The sequence below is a fragment of the Holdemania filiformis DSM 12042 genome, from assembly GCF_000157995.1.
GTDB classification, from domain to species: domain Bacteria; phylum Bacillota_I; class Bacilli_A; order Erysipelotrichales; family Erysipelotrichaceae; genus Holdemania; species Holdemania filiformis.
In genome coordinates this window covers 479,418-499,015 of record NZ_GG657556.1, presented here as the reverse complement: position 1 = coordinate 499,015, position 19,598 = coordinate 479,418, and the positions used below count along the sequence as shown (strand labels likewise).

The window sequence follows — 19,598 nt, the reverse complement described above, 5'->3', positions numbered from 1 at the left end:
CCTTGCGCCGGAAAAACGCCCAGCAGCCCAGCGCGGAAGCCGCCAGCGTATTGATCAGCATTATCCAGCAGCGGCTGTAGCTGAACGCCGTGTGGTTGTTGTAATCCGTCACCCGGAACGACTGACGCATGCCCGACAGACTGCTGGTCAGCTGATCGAACGCGATATACGGCAGCGTATCGGTTCTCCCTTCATCCTTCACGATCCGCATCGAGTAAGGATTGGTCAGGGTATCCGTCGCCTTCGAATTAGAGAATTCAGTCTGCGACAGCTGATCATAATTGTAAAACTGCGTCTGGAATGTATAGTGAAACCACCCTGGCAGAAGGGTCAGCACCGCGACCAGGACAAACTGCACAAAGCGGTTGCCGGTCAGCGACACCGCCAGACAGCAGAACGAATACACCATCATCATGCTTAAGCCCCATAAGATCAGAAACCGGATCACCACGCCGTTTTCGACAATCAGCTGGGGATTGCGCAGCAGCGTGATGTGCAGCATCAAAGCCGCGATCAAAACGTTGATCAACAGGAAAAGCATCCCGCCGGCCCAGTTCGACCCGTATAAAGTTTTACGCGGAACCGGCGAGGAAAACACGAGATCACTTTTCTTCTTGCTGAAAAGAAAATCAAACAGCGTCGCGCAGGTTGCGATGGGAAGCAGAAAACAGGCCAGAAAGCTGACGATCCCTGAAATTTCGGAAAACGCAGCGACCTGCGTGACGTCCGGCGTGCGGCTGAGCGAAAAACAGTTGATCAGAATTCCCGCCTGATAAATGATCATTGCGACTAAAAGCAGTCCCTGGGCGCTGCGGAAATTCTGCCAGAACACTTTAAAATTAAAGACGGAGCGAATCGAACTCATAGCCGTATCCCTCCATTTCATAGATAAACACTTCTTCCAGCGACAGCGGAAGCAGATCGAGGATGATCGGCTGCTTGCTGCGAAGCACATCGGTCACCAGCTCGCGGTCGCCCTTGACGATCATCGTCGCGATCGAGCCGCTTTTCTTGTAATACAGCACCTTGAGCTGACGGAATTCATCGCGGTCAAACGTCTTATCCGGCAGCGCGATCTGCACCTTAAACATCTCGGTTTTCAACGAGTCGATATCACTTTCAAACATGATCCGTCCTTCCACAAGCAGTCCCATGTGATCGCACAGATCTTCCAGCTCCCGCAGGTTATGCGAGGTTAACAGCACCGTTGAATTGCGCTGGGCGACGTCCTCAGACAGCACCGATTTCACCAGCGAGCGCATGACCGGATCCAGTCCGTCAAACGTTTCGTCGAAGAAAAAATAATGCGCCCGGGTTGACAACGCCAGAATCAACGCGCCCTGCCGCTTCATACCTTTGGAGAAATTCTGGATCCGCGCCTCGGTATCAAGCTTGAAATGATCGCACAGCATCTGAAACCGGTGGCGATCGAAATGCTCGTACAGACTGGCGTAATAATCCGCCATCATCCGGAAGTTGTAGTTGGGAAAAAAGTACAGCTCATCCGGAATAAAAACGATTTCTTTTTTAATCTTCGCGTTGTCAAACACCGCTTCCCCATTGATCTCGGCCTTGCCTTCACTGGGCTGATACACCCCTGCCAGCATCCGCAAGAACGTCGATTTTCCCGCGCCGTTTGCGCCGACTAAACCATAGATGCTGCCCTCTTTGATCGCACAGTTCATCTGCCGGATGACAGTTTTATTCCGAAATTTCTTGCCGAGATTTTCCGCGACGATCATGCCTTCACCTGCCTGCGGCTGACGGCGGGTTTCACCCAGCGGGATTCAAACTGTTCCGCGAACAATTCCATCTGGATGCAGTCGTACCACTGGCCGCCGATTTTCTTAGCCTGATGATAACGCCCGCATTCCTCAAAACCGACTTTTTTGTAACAGGCGATCGCCGGCAGATTATACGAATAGACCTCCAGCCGGACGCTGTGACAGTTTAATAAATTCAGGCAGTAATCGCACAACAGGCCCAGCGCCTCGCTGCCGCAGCCCTGGTTGTGATAATTCCGGTCGCCGATCATGATTCCCACGCTGGCCCACTGGTTAACCGGATCCCAGTTTGTGATACCGCAGGTGCCGATCGGCTGCTTGCTGTCGCGGGCGATAATTAAGAAGTCCCGTCCGCCCTGCTCCATTTGCTTCAATATCTCGCTTTCCTTCTCCAAGGTGATATTGGAAGCAGCCAGCGTCGTGCCCAGTGTCACCTCTAAATCGTTAATCCAATGGACGAGCCGTTCGGCCTCCCGGCTGTCCAGCGGTGATAGAATGACTTTCTCACCGATCATTTTCTTGATGTTCATCGCAATCTCCTACCTTTGCTTCTTTCATTATAGCCGAGCCGGGAAATGAAAAAAAGGCTCAATTTCTTAAGCCTTTATGACAGGATCTTATTTTTTACGAATGCTTGCCGCAGCTGCAGCTGTGACCTTCGCCCTGATCATGGTGATGCGTGCAGACCGCTTCCGGATCATCGGCGATCTGTCCTGCTGCATAGCTTTCCAGCACCGCTTCCGCGCTGCCGCTGACGCCGCGGATGACCGCGATGCCCTGCGTTGTCAGCGTCTGGTACGCACCCTCGCCCATACCGCCGCACAGACATACGGTTACGCCGTGTTCCTTTAGAAAGCCTGCCAGTTCGCCATGACCTTTGCCCTGTGTCGGCACGACATCGTGGTTCATGATATTTCCATCCTCAATGGTCGCGATCAGAAATGCCTGTGTCTTACCATAATGTCCGAAAACCTGTCCGTTCTCATAAGGAATCGCCGCTATCTGCTTCATTTCTCCAACAGTCCTTCCAGTTTTTCAGCCGCTTTCGTCATCCATTCGCCTTCAAAATCTTCAATTCGTCCAGCATCGCACAGGCTGGCAAACTGCGGATTGATCGGCAGCCGCGCCAGAATATCGAGTCCCTTCTCCGCTGCGACCTCGTCAAGCTTGCTGTGACCAAAGACTTCGATCCGCTTGCCGCAGTCCGGGCATTCCAGGTAACTCATGTTTTCCACGACGCCCAGCACCGGGATGTTCATCATATTCGCCATATTGACGGCTTTGGCCACAATCATGGAAACCAATTCCTGCGGTGAGGTGACGACAACGATGCCGTCTAACGGCAGCGACTGGAAGACGGTCAGCGGAACGTCGCCGGTTCCCGGCGGCATGTCGACGAACATGAAGTCGACGTCCGACCAGATCACTTCGCCATAAAACTGCTTGACCATGCCCGCTAAAATCGGTCCGCGCCAGATGACCGGCGTTTCCTCATTGTCCAGCATCAGGTTGACGGACATGATCTGAATGCCGGTCGAGCTGACAGCCGGCAGAATTCCGTCTTCATTGCCATAGGCCATGCCATGGATCCCGAACACCTTCGGAATCGACGGGCCTGTGATATCGGCATCCATAACGGCGCTCTGATGTCCGCGCCGCTGCATTGTCGCCGCTAACAGCGAAGTGACTAACGATTTGCCGACGCCGCCCTTGCCGCTGACGACGCCGATGATCTTGCGGATCCGGCTGTGCGGATTCGGTTTTTCCAAAAAGCTCTGCGGCTCCTGCCGGCTGGCGCAGTTAGCGCTGCAGCTGCCGCAGTCGTGATTGCATGTTTCACTCATAATTTAGTCCCTCAATTCTTTTTCTCACGGTTGATATTATACCATTTCTTTTTACAACAATCCAACGCTGTGCCTGAAATCTTTTGAAATGGTTTTCCAGTTTGAATGGATTCTTATCCGGAGAAATCGAAAAGAAACATTACTTTTCCTGAAGATTCCAATTCTTTTTTGCGTTTTTTTGCACAAAACACAAATCCTAATCTATGAGGAACAAAGCTGAAAAAACAGTTAAGGAATGCCGTAAAACCTTATTTTTGTAAGCATAATCCGGTATATTCCTGATTTGTTGGCAATATTAACCTTTTCGTTCACCGCTTAGAATGGTAGTGAAATGAGGTGAATTTATGATTGATTACAGTCCATTTTGGAAAACCTTGAAGGAAACTGGCGTAACACAGTACGATTTGATCTACCATCATAATATCAGCCGCGGCACGATTCATCGCATGCGCAAAAATAAGCCGCTGACCTTAGTCACCGTCGATATCTTGTGCTCGATTCTGGAGGTTCCCATCGAAAAAGTCGTCTGCATCCGGCCATCCGATCCGGATTGCGAAACCTCGCTTTGATCCTTGTCCGGCAAACAAAAAGACCCTCATCGGGTCTTATTTTTCTTATGGTGACTCGTACGGGATTTGAACCCGTGAATGACGCCTTGAGAGGGCGCTGTGTTAACCGTTTCACCAACGAGCCAGTGCTTAATTATTATAGCTTATCAAAAGAAAATATTCAACAAAAAACGGTGCGAATTGCACCGTTTTTTTCATTCAGGTTCTGACTTATTTCGCTAACACCGTCTTTGCGGTTTCGACGATCGCCTTAAAGCCCTTCTCGTCGTGAATCGCGATTTCCGACAACATCTTGCGGTTAATCGTGACCCCGGCCAGCTTTAAGCCGTGCATCAGCTGAGAATAGCTCATATCGTTCATTCTCGCCGCAGCGTTGATTCGTGCAATCCACAGTTTGCGCATATCGCGCTTCAGCTGCTTACGTCCGATATAGGAGTAACGCAGAGAACGCATGACCTGTTCATGGGCTGTACGGTACAGCAGGTGCTTCGAGCCGAAATAGCCCTTCGCTAACTTTAATGTTCTTTTTCTTCTTGCGCGGGTAACAGTTCCGCCTTTTACTCTTGGCATGTTCTAACGTCCTCCTCTAATTAGTCCTGAATCAGGTACTTGATCCGCTTCATGTCGGTCTTGTCGACCAGCGCCGACTTTCTCAGCTGTACCTTCTGTTTATGGGTTTTGTTTGCTGCAAAGTGAGAGATATAAGCATGGCTTCTCTTCAGTTTTCCGCTGCCTGTTCTTTTAACACGCTTTGCCAGCGCCTTTTTTGTTTTCATCTTTGGCATAATCAAGTCCTCCTATACTTTTTTATTTCTTCTTCGGTGTCAGAACCACAGACATCGTATTGCCTTCCAGGGCCGGAGCCTTTTCAACGGACGCAATATCCGACATCTGTTCGACGAAGCTATTCATAACCTTTTTGCCGACCTCCAGGCGCGTGATCAGACGGCCTCGAAAGCGCATATCAATCTTGACCTTCATTCCGTCTTCAACCCAGTTGCGGGCCTGACGAAGCTTCGTATCAAAATCGTGCGTATCAATAACCGGGGATAAGCGCATGGGTTTAACCTCTGTGACATGCTGATTCCGCTTGGCTTCTTTCGCCTTTTTCTGCGACTCAAAACGATACCGTCCATAATCGACAATCTTGCAGACCGGCGGATTTCCATTCGGAGCGACACACAGCAGATCAAGTTCATAATCGTAGGCTTTTTCCAGGGCTTCCCGGCGCATCATCACGCCTAGCTGCTCTCCTTTTGGGCCAATGACTAAGACTTCTTTGAAACGAATGTTTTCATTGACCAGATCATCGTTGGTCATGACTTTCTTGCTAATAAACGACACCTCCATATTGCAAAAAAGCAGGTACTCCTAGAATACCCGCTTCTACTTACACAGTTCTCTTTGTGTTTGCAGCGTCAACCCAAGTCTGAAGGACATCAGGTGAGAAGGGGCACTTCTACTTTCTACATACTTTTTCTTTGCTTGTTTACTTTACCATGGAACACACGGCTTGTCAAAGGTTTTTTCCAAAACTTATCCGGCTGCGGAATGTTTTGCGCCACAAGCCTGCATAACGACCGAAATGAAGTGCGGATCGCCCCGCGGTCAGCTTCAGCGCTGCATAAACTCCCGCAGCGTCTCCGCCTGAGCCGCGCCGTCTTCAACGCCCGCGCGGTATAAGGCATGCAGCTCGCTGCGGTCCTTTTCCAAGCGGCCGATAACGACCGGCTTTTGCGGCTGGATTACCAATACCTTGCCCTGCGCTTTTAACGCTTCGATTTCCTCAAGCGTTTCATTATAACGCAGATGACGGGTTGCCATCTGCTCGATCAGCTTCGGATAGCGGCGGTATTTCGTGCGGATCAATGGCATGAGTTCATTCGGCTTTTTCCGGTATTCAGCGCACTGCGTCAGTACGATGACGTTCTTTTCGCAGCCCAGGCGCATCGCTTCCTTGACCGGAATCGAATCGCTGATCCCGCCGTCCAGATATTCCTGACCTTCAATTTCGACTGTGCGCGACAACAATGGCAGCGAGCTGGAAGCCTGCAGCCAGCGGATATCGCGATGCAGATCTTCGATGAGCGGATATTCTGCTTCGCCGCTGGCCAGATTGGTCACCACCGCCCGAAACCAGCCCCGGCGCTGCGCAAATGCGGCATGGTCATACAAATCCAGCTGATTGGGAATCGTGTCATAAAGCATTTTCGCACCAAAAAAATCCCCGGTCGTCAGCCACGAACGCACGCTGCAATAGCGCCAATCGTTGAGATAGCTGACATTGACGCGGTAAGCCCGGCCGCGCTGTTTCGATAAAAAGCTCGCGGCGTGGCAGCTGCCGGCGGAAACGCCCAGCGTCCCGTCAAATTCCAGACCGGCGTCTAAAAATGCGTCCAGCACGCCCGCCGTATACACACCGCGCATGCCTCCGCCCTCCAGCACCAGGCCGATCTTTGTTTCTTGCATTACGCTTCACCGATCCTTTCCGCGTTCAGTTCGTCATACCCGGTCAACGGGTCCGGCTTCCGCGTCAGCCGCCAACCATCCAAGCGAAGCAGAACGATCTCCGCCGTCGTGTTGACAAGGCAGCCAGACGTCAGGTGCCCGCCGAACGTATGCAGATCCTGATCGCAGACGCTGATATGCACATGCATCCCCTGCTCGCTGATCGTACCGCTGAGCGAAACAATCTCCGCGTCCACTTGTTTTTCATAAATCGTAACGCCGTCAGCCATCCGGAACCGGACGAGGCTCAAGCAGCCGGCGCAGGCCACAACCGCCGCAGCCTGAATCTGACGCTCAGCGCAATAGCGTTCGATCGTCTCCGCCAGATCCTGTCCCGGCAGCACTCTGAAGCATTCTGTATTCATTTACGATACCTCCCGAAAAAAAGAAAAAACCGGAATGAAATCCGGCTGTTTGTTAAAAGAGAAATCCAACGACCTTGACGTCAACCAGATTGCATTTCAGGCTGGTCATCTGCAGAATATTCTGATAGATCCGATCCTGCAGCGTTTCGCAGACCGCATTCACGTTGGCTCCGTATTTCACTTTGATTTCCGCCATAACGTTTAAACGGTTGTTTGCGATTTTGCATTGAATCGGTTTCTTCAGCGTTGTCGGTTCGATGGCATACGCCTGGTCGACGTCGTCGATCGAGATCTGGGCAATCGTTTCAAATACACCTTTTGATAAGGCGATCAGGCCTGTGCCTTCGTCTTTTTCTTTAATCTGAATATATTCCTGAGCCAATTCATTCACCTTCTTTGTTCCTATTATACCAGAGAAAGCCCAAGATGCCAAAGAAAATGAAACGGGGTTTTTATTTTTAGCGAGCCTACTTGAACGTGACTTCCGGCACCCGTTCATCCTGCAGCTGATCCGCGGCGATCTTCATAATCTTCGAGGCGTTCTCCGCCCCTGCCAGTGTTTTCGGGCATCCGATCCGCACGACCTCATCCTCCAGCTCCGCGACGCAGCCCTCCATTCCGGCCTGACTCAGCGCAGCGACAATCGTTTCCTCAGTCTTCTTGTTTTGTTCCACCTGTCCCGCCTGCTGCAGCGCGTCCTGTTTTTCTTCGGTGCTGGCCGACGGCGACGCGACGATCGACTGGGAATTCTGGGCCTGGGCATTATGTTTGTCCTGCAGCTGCTGCTGCATCGTGGCCAGGGAATCCTGATCCTCGTTCTGTCCGGTTAAAAGCTGATCGGGATTCAATTGTCCCTGATCGGCCGGCAGCGTCACATAGTAGATTGAAAGCATCAGAATCAATGTAAATAAAGTGAGAAATGCAAATGCCTGTTTATTCATATCACGGCCTCCTGCTCACTTGTACTGTATGCGGCAGGCAGCCCGGTTATGAGCGTTTTGAAGATCAATAAAACAGGGCGCAGATTTTATGCTTCAGATGCGTAAGGATATCCTTGCGCTGCAGCTGATATTCCTCCAGACTTTCCAACATCTCGTCCAGACGGTCGATTTCCTCATGAAATAATTCCATAATCTGAAGCAGACGGTCTTCGTGGATGATCTCGACCTTGCCGACCTCCACCATCGCTTCCGCGACGCACCGCAGCAGATCGTCACGGATCGTCTGAGCGCTGACGTTGTCCAGCGCAGTGAATTTCTTTTCGTACCAGAAGCGGTTGACAATCAATGATTTCAGCACTTCGACAAACATCGTGAAGTCCTGGATATTGTTGCCCGGCTGGATCGCGAAAAGCATAACGAAGAACACATGCCACTCAAAATCAATGTTGATGATGCTTTGCCAATACCGGCCGAGCACATCGCAGAACGGATCGTAATGGATAAATTCTTTTTCGAGCGTAATCGGTTCCGTGAAATCAAGATCGCTGATTTTCAACAGATTGAAATGTTCGAAATATTCGACCATTTTCTGCTGCGGCTGGTCCGACTGAACGAAGTCTTTAATATAGATATACTGGCTGAGCACGGCGCTGCATTTCTTGAAATCGGTCGTAAATCCGATCGACTCAATCATTTTGATCGCGTACAGATCGCTGATCGATTTCGCCATAAACATCTTGAAACCCCGTTCGCTCATGCCGATATCTTTGTCTTTATTCTGGTTGAGAATCTGGGTATAGACGATTTCCAGCTGGTGATCGACGACATCCAGATTATCGCGGATCGAAGCCAGTATGTCTTTCATAAAGCTGTCGAACATCACATACTGGGTATTTTTATAAACGACCTGATGCTCGATCTCGCTCCAGAAGGAATGCACCATGGATTTGATCTGCAGCTCAAAATTCACTTTGCGGCCGTTGAACAAATAATAACCGTCGATCCGGTAAATCGTAAAGCCGTTGCGCTGCAGCTGGGGCTGGGGCATCGCCAGATTCAGACAGAGATCCGGATAAAGCATGCATTGGGCATATTCCTGATCTTCGACAAAGCTGAAATGATGGCGGATCGCCTGGTAAATCCGGTTTTCATCGCTGATAAAGCGGCATTCTACGGTCAGGCCGATCAGATCGGGAAGGAAATTGAGAACTTCCTCGCCTGTTGAAAACTGCAGATAGTATTTGTTGCGGATCATTTTTTCTTTCAGCGAGCCGATTGATTTTATCCGCGAGCTGAAGCCGACGACATAATCCATATAGTCTTCCAGAAGATGCTCGAAGCAGCCCTTAATCGCTCCTTCGACATATTGGTAAGACGGGTTGTTCAATTCCAGCAGTTTGACCGAATCGTCGATCAAATCGAACAGTTCAAGACGCATGGGATCAGCCTCCTTCAGCGTGTGCGCAGTCCTTTGGGATATTTATTTTTAATCACGGTGCCGTCGCTCTTGCCAAAGCCGACGGGATAGCCTTCATAACTCAGGCAGAGAAAACCGCGCGGGGCAGCGGCAGTTAACGGCAGCCCCTGCAAATATTGCGCAAGCTGATTTTCATTAAGCCCCGCGGTGTTCTTAAACCGGTCCTGAAGCAGAGCGGACATATAGAAATGATGGTGCGGCTCCACTCGATTTTTGACGATTTCCCCGGCCATAACGCCCTGCCGCAGCACCGGAATGTTCTCCAGCTGGATAAATTCATGGCGCATCAAAGACAGCCGGTCTTGCTCAAGATGGAAATGCAGATCAGAAAGATCCGTCAGCTGACCGCTGAGAAACTCCCGGACGGTTGACGGCAGCGGTGCGCTTTTGACAAAGCGCGGACGGACACCTGGCTGAGCCGCTGTTTTACGCAGCTTCGCAACGAAGTGTCCTTCGCCTTGATCCATCGGAAAGATCCGCCGGACCTTCGCACCGTCGACCAGACCGGTTGACAAACCCGGCCGGCCAAAATCCACGCCGCAGTCAATCAGCTCCATTTCCGGATGCTTCCGCAGAAACTGATCGATAACCTGTTCGTTTTCCTCCGGCGCGTAGGTGCAGGTTGAATAGACGAGAATTCCCTGTTCCTTCAGCGTGAATACCGCCGATTCCAATATTTTCTGCTGCCGCTGGCCACAGGCCCGGACATGTTCGACGCTCCAGTCAGCCAGCGCCCGGTCTTCCTTCTTAAACATACCTTCACCGCTGCAGGGAGCGTCGACCAACACTTTGTCCATCCAGCCGCCAAGCTGCGGACACAGCCGTTCCGGGGAAGCATGGGTTATCATCGCTTCGCTGACGCCCAAGCGTTCCAGATTGCTCATCAAGACGCGCGCCCGGCCGCCGTCGATTTCATTCGCGATCAAAAAACCGGACTGACCGATCCGCGCCGCAATCTGCGTACTTTTCCCGCCCGGCGCCGCGCATAAATCCAGCACCCAGTCGCCCGGCTGCGGATCCAGAATAGTCACCGCCGATGAGGCTGACGGCTCCTGCATGTAAAACAATCCCTGGCGATGATAAATATGATTGCCCAGTCCTGTTTCCGAACCGGTCAGCACAAAGCCTTCCCGGGCAAACGGCGACGGCGACAAGGAAGCAAATTGACGCTTGACTAAGGCATCCGGCTGGATTTTTAACAAATTGGCGCGCAACCCGCGAAACGGCGGGTTGTTCAGGGTTTCAACGTAAGCGTCATAATCCGGCCCCAGCAGCTCCCGCATCCGCGCTAAAAATTGTTCATTCATCGCGCAGTTCCTGAAAATAGTCGCGGACAGCCTGCTGATCGCGGTGAAGCTGCTCGATCAGTTCCTGCAATGAAGCAAACTGCCGCTCCGTCCGCAGCCGTTTGTAAAAGCGCAGCCGCATCGGCTGATCGTAAAAATCTTCCGCACAGTCCAACAGATTAGCTTCGACCGACAGCTCGCGGACTGGATTGCAGGTTGGATTATGTCCAATATTGATCATTGCCTTCCAGCTCCGTCCTCCGCTTTCCGCCTCGCCGGCATACACTCCGCCTAACGGCAGCAGCGTTTCCTCCTCGGTCTTTAAATTTGCGGTGGGGAACCCCCACTCGCGGCCCTTCTGACGGCCATGCACAACCACGCCGCGGATTTCATAGGGATAGCCTAACAGCCGTCCGGCTTCCGCCACATCGCCCTGTTCCAGACAGCGGCTGATCCGCGAGGAACTGATCTTATCTCCCTGATCGTTGACCGCTTCAATCACGACGACGTCGAACCGTCCGGCGGCCTCGGCTTTGAGCGTTTCCACACTGCCGCTGCCGAACTTTCCATAATGAAAATCAAATCCGCAGATCAACGCCTTCAAACGGCAGTGTTCCGCCAGCATATCAATGAACTCTGAAGGTGAAAGCTCGGCCATTTCCTTAACGAAGTCCAGTACGATCACCCGGTCGATTCCCATTTTGCCCGCCAGCTCAATGCGCTGCTGCAACGTCGTTAAATGCTGGACCTTTTGCATCCGTCCGATCGTAATCCACGGATCGGGGGAGAATGTGATCAGCGCACTTTCACATCCGGCAGCCTTTGCCCGCCGGATCGTTTCGTCGATCAGCGCCCGGTGTCCCCGGTGCAGACCGTCAAAATAGCCAATGCAGGCGCAGACCGGTTCATTCAGAACCGGCTCGCCATGCGTTTTTATCATATCTACTTTCATTGATGTTTCTCCTACCATAATCCCCGCAGGCAGCGGTAAATTCCATCTTCCTGCCGTTCCATCATCGCCAGCACCTGATTTTCGCTGACGACGCCGACGACAGGCTCCGTGCTGTCCAGACGCAAACGCTTGCCGTTTTTAATATCTGGAATCTGCGCCGGATTCGCTTCTATCAGCGGATATTGACTGGCAATGCCGTCATAGATGGAAACAAGCTGAAAATGTCCCTGCTTCACCTCATCCAGCGGCTGGCACTGATCCAGGGTATAACCGCAGGCCCGGGTGCGGATCAGACTGCTCATCGTGCCCACGGTTCCCAGTTTTTCCGCAATGTCTTCGCACAAGGTGCGTACATAAGTTCCGTTAGAACAAACGACACGGAACCGGATGCTCGACGCAACTTGCAAAAGCTCGATTTCGATGATCTCGACAGGCCGTTTTTCCCGTTCGACCTCCACGCCCTCACGGGCATATTCATACAGCTTTCTGCCGTCCTTTTTGATGGCGGACACCATCGGCGGCAGCTGCATTGAAACGCCTAAGAAGCTGTTCAGCACAGCCTTTATCTGACCCGGTTCAAGCTTGATCGCCGGTCTGGTTTCCAACGGTTTGCCCCAGATATCGCCGGTATCGGTTTTCGTGCCCAGCGTCAGCTCGGCGATGTATTCCTTCGTCTTGCCTGATAAATACGGCAATGCCTTGCAGGCCCGGCCCAGCAGCACGACCAGAACGCCCGTCGCCTGCGGATCCAGGGTTCCGGTATGGCCGACGCTCTTGATGCCGGCGGCTTTACGGACCTGATAAACGACGTCGAACGACGTCATTCCTGCCGGTTTATTAATTAAACAAATTCCGTCCACTGTATCACTCCAAACTCCACGTTTCATTATACCAAGGCTCACTTCCGTTTGCAAAGCCTATCGCCGCATCCACGCAAATCTCACACGGAATGTTCACCTGGGCTTCAAACAGGGCCTGTGGTATAATAGGACGGAAGAAAAAAATGCAGGAGGACTGACTGATGAATGCGATGAAACAAATTTTAGGCTGTATCCGCAAAGCCGACCAGGACTACGGTATGATCGCCGATCACGACCGGATTGCGGTCGGCGTCTCCGGAGGCAAGGATTCCATGCTTTTGCTTTATTGCCTGCATCTTTACCAGCAATTCTGCCAGCGGATTCAAAGCAAGCAGTTTGAAGTCGTCGGCATTCATATTCAGATGGGCTTTCCCAGCATGGACTTCACGGACGCCGCAGTTTTTTTCAAACAGCACGGCATCCGCCTGGAGCTCGTACCCAGCCGGATTTACGATATTTTAAAGATCCAGGCCAATGACGATGGTTCTTTAAAGTGCTCGTTATGCTCGACGCTAAAAAAGGGCGCCGTCAACCGGGCCGCAAAGGACTTCGGCTGTACGAAGGTCGCGTTTGCGCACCATGGAGACGACGCCATTGAAACCTTATTAATGAACGCGATTTACGGCGGCCGGCTGGCGACCTTCGCGCCGAAGATGTATTTATCCAACGCGGAAATGCCGTTTATCCGCCCGTTTATCTATGCCCGGGAAAATCAGATCCGCGCGGCGGTCGAAAGCTGCCACGTCCCGGTAGTGAAGTCGACCTGTCCGATGGACGGCTATACCCGCAGGCAGGATATGAAAGAAATGCTCGAGCGGCTATATGCGGAATACCCGATGGCCCGCGACAACTTTCTGCTGATGCTGCACAACGAAAAGCAGCTCAGTCTGTGGCATGAGGAAACCGCTGATGAGCAAGCTGAGCTTCACCCCATCAGTAAATCAGAATCTTAAAGCCGTCCGGCAGCCGCAGCTGGGCGGCTGTTTTTTGTTCGTCCAGGATGCGATGTTCGCAGGCGTCGCATAAGATCAGCGGCTGGCACAAATCGAATTCCTCACGGATTTCCGGCGGACTCATTTCCTGTAATCCTTCGACAATTTCCCGCAGCGTCAGCGACGGGTCGGCGCTGCATTCAAAATATTGATCGCAGCAGACTAACTCAAAACCTAGTAATACTTCATTTTCCATGTTATTTTATCTCCCTCAATCGTTGCATTTGTTCACCTTGAATCCACATACTTTCCTGCTCTGTTAAATTCGCCACGGCGGCGGGCACCGGAAAAAACAGCTGCTGCCGCAAGCCCGGACCCGACCACAGCGTCAAAGAAAAATCTACCAGTCTCCGCCAAGGACCGCGCTGGATTTCATGCGCGGCGGCGACCAGGACAAACGGCGCTTCCCTTTCAAAAAAGGAAAAGATTTCCGCTTCGCTTTGTCTGGAAGTTTCGACGATGGGATAAGGCCCGCCAAGCTGCCGGATTCTGGCTGCGCAAAGGCTGGCGTCATAGCCGGTCACAACCAGATGCTGCCGCGCTTGCAGTGTTGTGTAAACGGGCTGGCACAAAATCGGATCCACGCCCAGAAAAACAGCCTTCTTTTTCAGCCAGCTGCGCGGCAACCGTTCGGGCAGCCGCGGCAGCTGCCAGCGTTTCGGCTTCATTTCCACAGGCGGAGGAAGCGGCCGGGCCAGCACGAAGTCCATGACGCTTTCCTTAAAAAACAAGCCCTTTCCGGCCGCCAGCGGCTGAGTCCAGGTTCGTTCCAGCGCTTCGCTAAGCTGCGCCGGTGCAGCCGGGCCGAGGATGTAGCGGATCCGCAGGTTCTGCGCCAGGCGCAGCGGCAGCCGGCTGATCTGCTTCTCGGCACACAATAAATACAGGTTCAGCGACGGGCCCTCTTCCAAAAGCCGCTGAAACAACGCCAGATGATCCCAGCGGTCCAGAATTGCGCCAAGTTGAAGCACCACGATCAGTAAGGGGATTTCAGCAGAACGGCGCTGCCGCAGACCGCGGTCAAGCAGGCTGAAAAATCGCTCCATCCATTCCGGATGCTTAAAGGACAGGACTTCGATCACCGCCGGCTCTGCCAAGAACTGCGGCAGCTGATCCAGCGGATCCAGCACGACAAATTCAGCTGTTTCGTCAAACCAGCCCGCGCTTTGCACTAGACATTGCAAAAAGGGCCGCTGGGCCGCTACTTCCTCGCTGATCAGCAAGCCGTGCGCCAAAGGGTGAACAATCACCGGCGTTGCGCGGTGAAGCGGATCGTCGCCGATCCCCAGAACCAGACCGGCTGTCTGTTTTTTTAACACGTCCAGCTCTACTGCCGTGGGAAGCGGCGGCCACAACGGTGGAGCAGATAAACCACGGCGGTCCGCTTCCCGGATAATCGCCGCCATCAGCGCTTCGCTCTGACGCAGGCTGGCATTTTTCCCATGCTGCGTTTCGCGGATGGGTTTCAACCGGAAATCCAGCCAGCGCACAACCGGATCCGGCGTCTGCTTGCCGCCCAGCCAGGCGCATTGCCCCTGCACTAAATCCTGCTGGCTTAGCAGAAGAAACTGCCCGGGCCGGCTTAACCGCAACGCTTTATCGCAATGCAGAAGCTCCTGACTGTCCTGTTTCTGCGCCACTTTCAAGCAGAGCTTAAAATTGAAATTACTCCACATCTGTTCATCGACAATCCCTGCCGGCCGCTGCGTCGCCAGGATCAGATGCAATCCCAGGCTGCGGCCGATCCGGCAAATCTGAATCAGATCCTGCATAAATTCCGGCTGAGATTGCTTCAATTCGGCAAATTCGTCGATGATCAGCACGCAATGCGCCAACCGCGGCAGCTGGGGATGATCAAGACAGAGCTGGCGATAGTGATCCAGATCAGAAACAGGCTGTTTTAACGCCGTCTGCGCCTGAGCGAAATACCGCTGCCGCCGTTCGCACTCCTGACGCAGATAGATCAAGGAACGTTCTACACCGTTTTCTGCGACATTGTTCAGCTCCGCGCAGCAATGCGGAAGCAGCCGCCCCTGGAAACGCAGCTGTTCGATCAGACTGCCGCCCTTGTAATCGATGATGGCGAACTGCAGCTGATCCGGGCTGTAATGCCAGGCCGCCGAAAGTACGAGCGTTTCCAGCAGCCGGCTTTTCCCGCTGCCCGTCATTCCGGCGATCAGGCCGTGGGGCCCCTGCCCTTTTTCATGCAGATCCAGAATGACCGGCTGCCCATGTTCGTCCAATCCCAAAGGAATCCGCAGCTGCGTCAGGCTTGCCGCTTCCTGCCAGGGCGGGCAGGCAAGCATCGGTTGGGCAAGCAGGCTTTGAAAATCAACCTGACGGTGCGATTGCCGGCTTCTTTGTTCCGCGCGGTAAAGGGACAGAGCGCTTTCGCGAAAATTCTTCGCATAGCTGAAATCAACTTCAAATTCCTGGACCAGCTGTCCCGAGCGCGTCAGAATCCGGCCATGTCCTTGTTCGATCATCAAAATCCGCTGCGCCGCCAAGCGCAGATCCGATATCCGGGCAGCCCATTGCCAGACGCAGGATTTCGCTTTGGGTGTTCCAAAGCAAACAGCCGCGACCGGATCACTCACCAGCGTCCAGACCGGAATCATGATTTCCTGAATCTGCCGCCGCCCGCGGTCCCAATCGTCCTGATTTGTCCAGATCCGCCGCAGGCCCTGGTCATCATAGAGTTGAGGCAGCCAGCAGAGCGTTTCGAAAATGTCCTTGGAAATGGGACCGAGCCAGGCCAGAGCCGCGCTCTGAGCCTGGTGATGGACCGCAAACGTCATCAAAACCGTATTGAAAAACGCAAGCAGCGATTTCTCATCGCAGACCAAACCGATTTGGTCAAATTCAAAGAGATCCCAGGGCAGCGGCGCGGCGGCGCTGAAAGAATGCGTCGTTTGCCAGACCTCGATCTGCCGCTTGACCTCCTGATCCGCGGCATTGCGCAAATCCAGCGTCTCCAGATTCATTTTGGGAATCAGCGTCAGCCGCTGACGGCCTAAACACAGCTTACCGAACAGCGGATGATCCGCGCCGGTATCGAATACAGTCTGTTCCTCGATCTGTGCGATTACCCTTTCGGCATCCGGATAGCGCCGCGTCAAAAACGTAACCGTTTCCCGCAGCGCCGCCTGACAGGTTTTCTCCCAATCTTCCAGCACTCCCGTCAGCCACTGTTTTTGCCGGCGGCGGTCACGCCGGTTCAACAGGACATTGACGGTCAGCTGAACCAGCGGCCAGAACACCGCTGAAAACATCATGACGGCCGGCATCAGGACCATCATTCCCGCCGCCCCCTGACCTCCTAGCGATAAGCCGACGGTGATCGAGGCTGCACCCATCATCAGCGAAGGTCCGATCGTCATTACACTGAAGGTCATGGGTCTGAATTTAACCGGCGGACCCTGAGGTAAAATGAGCGAGCATTGCGGATCGGCGGGATAAAACTGAAACGCCGGATGAAAGGAAAGCGCCAGCTTATCGGGCGGCTGGTACATCCAGCTGGTCAAGGTTTGCCAGCGCAGCGGCTTCAGCTTGATTTTGAGCCGCATTCCGGGGTTGTTGACCGCGATAAAAGCAGGGTGAATCAAAACGGTGATCGCCGCAAACTGCAGGCGCATTCCTGCTTCCAGACAGGTCTGACGCTGATGAACGCCGTTGACGATCATACTGGGAAACATCGCTTTCTCCTCAGCCACATTCTGATCGAAGTCCAGCATCGCCCACGGCTCGTCCTGGTTGCCGCAGGTATTTGTCAATGCTTCCTCGCTGAGCATCCAGCGGCCTTGGGGCCGTTGATAGAGCGTGTATTGATCGTAACCGGCATCCTCGAAATAGTAGTAGAGATCAATTTTTTCATAAAACGGAAGATAGCACAGCTCGTCATGACGCCCTTTGATCAAGCGGCAGCGGCGTGAGCTGTCCAGAAACTGCAGCGTCTCGCTGAGCTGCACCTGCCAGCCTTCCCCCTTCCGGGTAATCGCCAGCACGCCGTCGGCCTCCACCGCGAAGAATAAGCCGCGCTGAGAACAAACATGGCGGACCGCCAGCCGGTGCTGCCACAGAATACAGACGATCATGCCGCCTCGGTCCGCACATGAATATGGCAGCTTGTCTTGTAGGTTTCAGTCGGCTCGGTAATCGTGACAATCGTATCGCCGGCTTTAACCGCCCGCACCCGGCCGGTCTGCACAACGGTCGCGATATCCGGCTGTGCGATGGAATAGATCAGATCCGACGCCGCCACGCCTTCCGGCAGTCCGCGGATCACGATCTGTCCGCTTTGACCGGGACTTAAAATCAGCTGGACTTCCGCCAGTTCGATCCGGTCAGTTTTGATGATCGGGGCCGGGGTCGGCGTGGATGCGGAATGTTGGCCGCGGGTGCAGTGATCGACGAAGATTCCATTTTCCAGATGTGTACGGCCATGCGGATTAAGTGTCGCGTTATTCTCGTTCAGGATTGAGAATGTGCGGCCCATGCCTAACCGTCCTGCCAGCGAGTCGGACGAATTGATCTCCAGCTCCAGGATGCCGTGGACGTTCAGATCGCTGCAAAACTGCAGATTTGCATGGACGGGCTGATTTTCCAAAGGTAATTCTCCTGCCTCGCTTGGTTCCAGCCCGCCGTTTTCTCCAATCCAGGCCGTCGTTCGCATCACGCCGCGCAAGCCGGTCTGAAGCAGCAGATCCATCAGTGAAATTCCGGCGGCCCGGGCGGAAGCTTCCACCGCAGCTGTCATTTTCGAAGACCCTTGAAAAATAAAATCATGGCGGTGTTCAAGCTGATGAATCAGCCGCGGAACGCCGTTTCTTATTTCCATGCCGATGCTTCCTTCCTGACTTAAAAGCAGCTCGATCTTGCCGCCGGCGTAGCAATGCAGCTGCAGAGTTAAAAGCAGATCGACAATCGGAAACTGCGGCACCGGCAGCTTGATCTTCGCGATGGGGATCACGGTGTCCGCCTCCTTCCGCGCGTTGGTAAAGGAAGCGGTCAGCGAGCTTAACAAATCATGCGGATCCAGGCCGGAAAAATCGCTGGTCAGCGTATTGGACACCCCGCGCGTCAGGCCGGCCGACTCGCTCATCGTGAAATCCAGCTGAAGCCGGCCTTCCTTGCCTAAACCGTTCCAGGCGATCACCGGATGCACGCCCGTCAAGTCATAGTCCATCTGCAGCGTCGCGCCGTTCGTCATTTTCTTGGCCGCGTGGACATGAATGCCGCTGGCCGCTACGCTCCAGCTTACCTGCGTCCCGCCGACTTCAAACTGCTGCTTCATCAGCGCGAACCGTGGTTGTGCCGCTTCGCTCAGGTTCATCGCGACCGGCAGCAGACCTGTGCTGTCCTGTGCATAGGGCAGGATCTCCGCCTGACTCCAGTCGGCGTCAAACGAGAGGTTAAACTGTGTCTCAGCCAGCCAGGTCTGCGGATCTTCCAAATGAACTTCAGCCAGAATCTGATCTTCTGTTTCAACAAGGGAATCCGTGACATAGACTTCATTCTTATCCGGATCCGTGAACCATTGTCCGACTTGTCCGCTTTGGGTTGGCTCCAGCGCAATCCGGCCCGTTTCATCCGGTCTGGCCTCGCCGCCCCATAACCCCGCTTTCTCCCATTCGAACCTTTCCTGATCTTCAATTTCGTTCAGGGAACGCGTCAGCGCCGCCAAGGAACTCGCGGCTTCCTCCGCCGTCAGCCAACCATCCAGTTTCGTCAGAAAGCCCAGCGTTTGGCAGCGGTCCAATGACTGCGCCTCGCCGTCGTAAGCTTGAAGCAAATTGATGCATGCCGCTGTCCGTGAAATCCGCTGCCGGTCCGCTTCGACTTCTACGCCCCAGTCTTTCAATGCGGCCAGGCCGGCGGCGGAAGTGTCAAAGAACAACGTTTCCGCCAGCATCTTCGCCCAATCGCACCGCAGAACGCCCGACGGCTGCGGCATACAGCCGTCCGCCATCATCAGTACCGTCAATCCGGCCGCGGCCAGACTCCGCCAACGTCCGCGCATA

21 protein-coding genes and 1 tRNA gene are annotated in these 19,598 nt (G+C 53.6%); 2 read left to right on the top strand and 20 right to left on the bottom strand.

Annotation, left to right across the window (positions count from 1 at the left end; translation table 11 throughout):
• The 5 genes from HOLDEFILI_RS19640 to HOLDEFILI_RS08175 form a co-directional block, all read right to left on the bottom strand.
• Positions 1–865 (bottom strand): hypothetical protein (locus HOLDEFILI_RS19640; protein WP_006059117.1); only part of this gene is annotated, 865 nt, incomplete at its 3' end.
• Positions 840–1,742: an ABC transporter ATP-binding protein gene (locus HOLDEFILI_RS08190; protein ID WP_006059116.1), complete on the bottom strand. Its 903-nt coding sequence runs from the start codon at positions 1,740–1,742 to the stop codon at positions 840–842. The genes HOLDEFILI_RS08190 and HOLDEFILI_RS19640, both read right to left, overlap by 26 nt.
• On the bottom strand, positions 1,739–2,314 hold the full coding sequence (locus HOLDEFILI_RS08185) for a GNAT family N-acetyltransferase (protein WP_006059115.1): 576 nt from the start codon (positions 2,312–2,314) through the stop codon (positions 1,739–1,741). Before HOLDEFILI_RS08185 ends, HOLDEFILI_RS08190 begins: the two co-directional genes overlap by 4 nt.
• 94 nt (positions 2,315–2,408) lie before the next feature.
• Complete coding sequence (locus HOLDEFILI_RS08180) at positions 2,409–2,795, bottom strand: NifB/NifX family molybdenum-iron cluster-binding protein (RefSeq protein WP_006059114.1); 387 nt, start codon at positions 2,793–2,795, stop codon at positions 2,409–2,411.
• Positions 2,792–3,628 (bottom strand): Mrp/NBP35 family ATP-binding protein, encoded by an 837-nt coding sequence (locus tag HOLDEFILI_RS08175; protein ID WP_006059113.1) that lies wholly within the window; start codon positions 3,626–3,628, stop codon positions 2,792–2,794. The genes HOLDEFILI_RS08180 and HOLDEFILI_RS08175 overlap by 4 nt, the downstream gene beginning before the upstream one ends.
• A gap of 344 nt (positions 3,629–3,972) precedes the next feature.
• Here HOLDEFILI_RS08175 and HOLDEFILI_RS08170 point away from each other — a divergent pair, with 344 nt between their 5' ends.
• The gene (locus HOLDEFILI_RS08170; RefSeq protein WP_006059111.1) at positions 3,973–4,197 is read left to right on the top strand and encodes a helix-turn-helix domain-containing protein; all 225 of its coding nucleotides are present in this window, start codon (positions 3,973–3,975) and stop codon (positions 4,195–4,197) included.
• Between the two features lie 48 nt (positions 4,198–4,245).
• Here HOLDEFILI_RS08170 and HOLDEFILI_RS08165 read toward each other — a convergent pair.
• From HOLDEFILI_RS08165 to truB, 12 genes are all read right to left on the bottom strand, one after another.
• Positions 4,246–4,321: transfer RNA gene (locus HOLDEFILI_RS08165), tRNA-Glu, on the bottom strand.
• Positions 4,322–4,407: 86 nt separating this feature from the next.
• Entirely contained in the window at positions 4,408–4,767 is a 360-nt protein-coding gene (gene rplT, locus HOLDEFILI_RS08160) for a 50S ribosomal protein L20 (protein WP_006059110.1), read from the bottom strand.
• A gap of 20 nt (positions 4,768–4,787) precedes the next feature.
• Positions 4,788–4,982 carry a 50S ribosomal protein L35 gene (rpmI, locus tag HOLDEFILI_RS08155; RefSeq protein WP_006059109.1) on the bottom strand — a complete coding sequence of 65 codons (195 nt, stop codon included), beginning with the start codon at positions 4,980–4,982 and terminating at the stop codon, positions 4,788–4,790.
• A 22-nt stretch (positions 4,983–5,004) separates the two neighbouring features.
• A complete protein-coding gene (gene infC, locus HOLDEFILI_RS08150; RefSeq protein ID WP_006059108.1) occupies positions 5,005–5,547 on the bottom strand; it encodes a translation initiation factor IF-3 in 543 nt (180 codons plus the stop codon).
• A 264-nt stretch (positions 5,548–5,811) separates the two neighbouring features.
• Positions 5,812–6,666, bottom strand: coding sequence for a patatin-like phospholipase family protein (locus HOLDEFILI_RS08145; protein WP_006059107.1), 855 nt, complete (start codon positions 6,664–6,666; stop codon positions 5,812–5,814).
• Positions 6,666–7,070, bottom strand: a complete 405-nt coding sequence (locus HOLDEFILI_RS08140; protein WP_006059106.1) for a PPC domain-containing DNA-binding protein — start codon at positions 7,068–7,070, stop codon at positions 6,666–6,668. Before HOLDEFILI_RS08140 ends, HOLDEFILI_RS08145 begins: the two co-directional genes overlap by 1 nt.
• Positions 7,071–7,122: 52 nt before the next feature.
• The gene (locus tag HOLDEFILI_RS08135; protein ID WP_244264311.1) at positions 7,123–7,461 is read right to left on the bottom strand and encodes an Asp23/Gls24 family envelope stress response protein; all 339 of its coding nucleotides are present in this window, start codon (positions 7,459–7,461) and stop codon (positions 7,123–7,125) included.
• Positions 7,462–7,537: 76 nt separating this feature from the next.
• A complete protein-coding gene (locus HOLDEFILI_RS08130; protein WP_006059104.1) occupies positions 7,538–8,011 on the bottom strand; it encodes a SpoIIIAH-like family protein in 474 nt (157 codons plus the stop codon).
• 64 nt (positions 8,012–8,075) lie between these two features.
• Entirely contained in the window at positions 8,076–9,449 is a 1,374-nt protein-coding gene (locus HOLDEFILI_RS08125; RefSeq protein ID WP_006059103.1) for a nucleotidyltransferase family protein, read from the bottom strand.
• Between the two features lie 14 nt (positions 9,450–9,463).
• On the bottom strand, positions 9,464–10,795 hold the full coding sequence (locus HOLDEFILI_RS08120; RefSeq protein WP_006059102.1) for an RsmF rRNA methyltransferase first C-terminal domain-containing protein: 1,332 nt from the start codon (positions 10,793–10,795) through the stop codon (positions 9,464–9,466).
• Entirely contained in the window at positions 10,788–11,726 is a 939-nt protein-coding gene (ribF, locus tag HOLDEFILI_RS08115) for a riboflavin biosynthesis protein RibF (protein WP_039864355.1), read from the bottom strand. The genes HOLDEFILI_RS08120 and ribF overlap by 8 nt, the downstream gene beginning before the upstream one ends.
• Before the next feature lie 11 nt (positions 11,727–11,737).
• A complete protein-coding gene (gene truB / locus HOLDEFILI_RS08110; RefSeq protein WP_006059100.1) occupies positions 11,738–12,613 on the bottom strand; it encodes a tRNA pseudouridine(55) synthase TruB in 876 nt (291 codons plus the stop codon).
• A gap of 134 nt (positions 12,614–12,747) precedes the next feature.
• On the opposite strand from truB, the gene HOLDEFILI_RS08105 reads away from it, so the two are divergent.
• The gene (locus tag HOLDEFILI_RS08105) at positions 12,748–13,539 is read left to right on the top strand and encodes a tRNA 2-thiocytidine biosynthesis TtcA family protein (RefSeq protein WP_006059099.1); all 792 of its coding nucleotides are present in this window, start codon (positions 12,748–12,750) and stop codon (positions 13,537–13,539) included.
• Here HOLDEFILI_RS08105 and HOLDEFILI_RS08100 read toward each other — a convergent pair.
• The 3 genes from HOLDEFILI_RS08100 to HOLDEFILI_RS08090 are packed head-to-tail and all read right to left on the bottom strand — an operon-like array spanning position 13,520 to position 19,597.
• On the bottom strand, positions 13,520–13,774 hold the full coding sequence (locus HOLDEFILI_RS08100; RefSeq protein ID WP_006059098.1) for a hypothetical protein: 255 nt from the start codon (positions 13,772–13,774) through the stop codon (positions 13,520–13,522). The two genes, HOLDEFILI_RS08105 and HOLDEFILI_RS08100, sit on opposite strands and share 20 nt — an antisense overlap.
• A gap of 1 nt (position 13,775) precedes the next feature.
• Entirely contained in the window at positions 13,776–17,672 is a 3,897-nt protein-coding gene (locus HOLDEFILI_RS08095; RefSeq protein WP_006059097.1) for an FtsK/SpoIIIE domain-containing protein, read from the bottom strand.
• A complete protein-coding gene (locus HOLDEFILI_RS08090) occupies positions 17,669–19,597 on the bottom strand; it encodes an Ig-like domain-containing protein (RefSeq protein ID WP_006059096.1) in 1,929 nt (642 codons plus the stop codon). The genes HOLDEFILI_RS08095 and HOLDEFILI_RS08090 overlap by 4 nt, the downstream gene beginning before the upstream one ends.
• Position 19,598 lies beyond the last annotated feature (1 nt).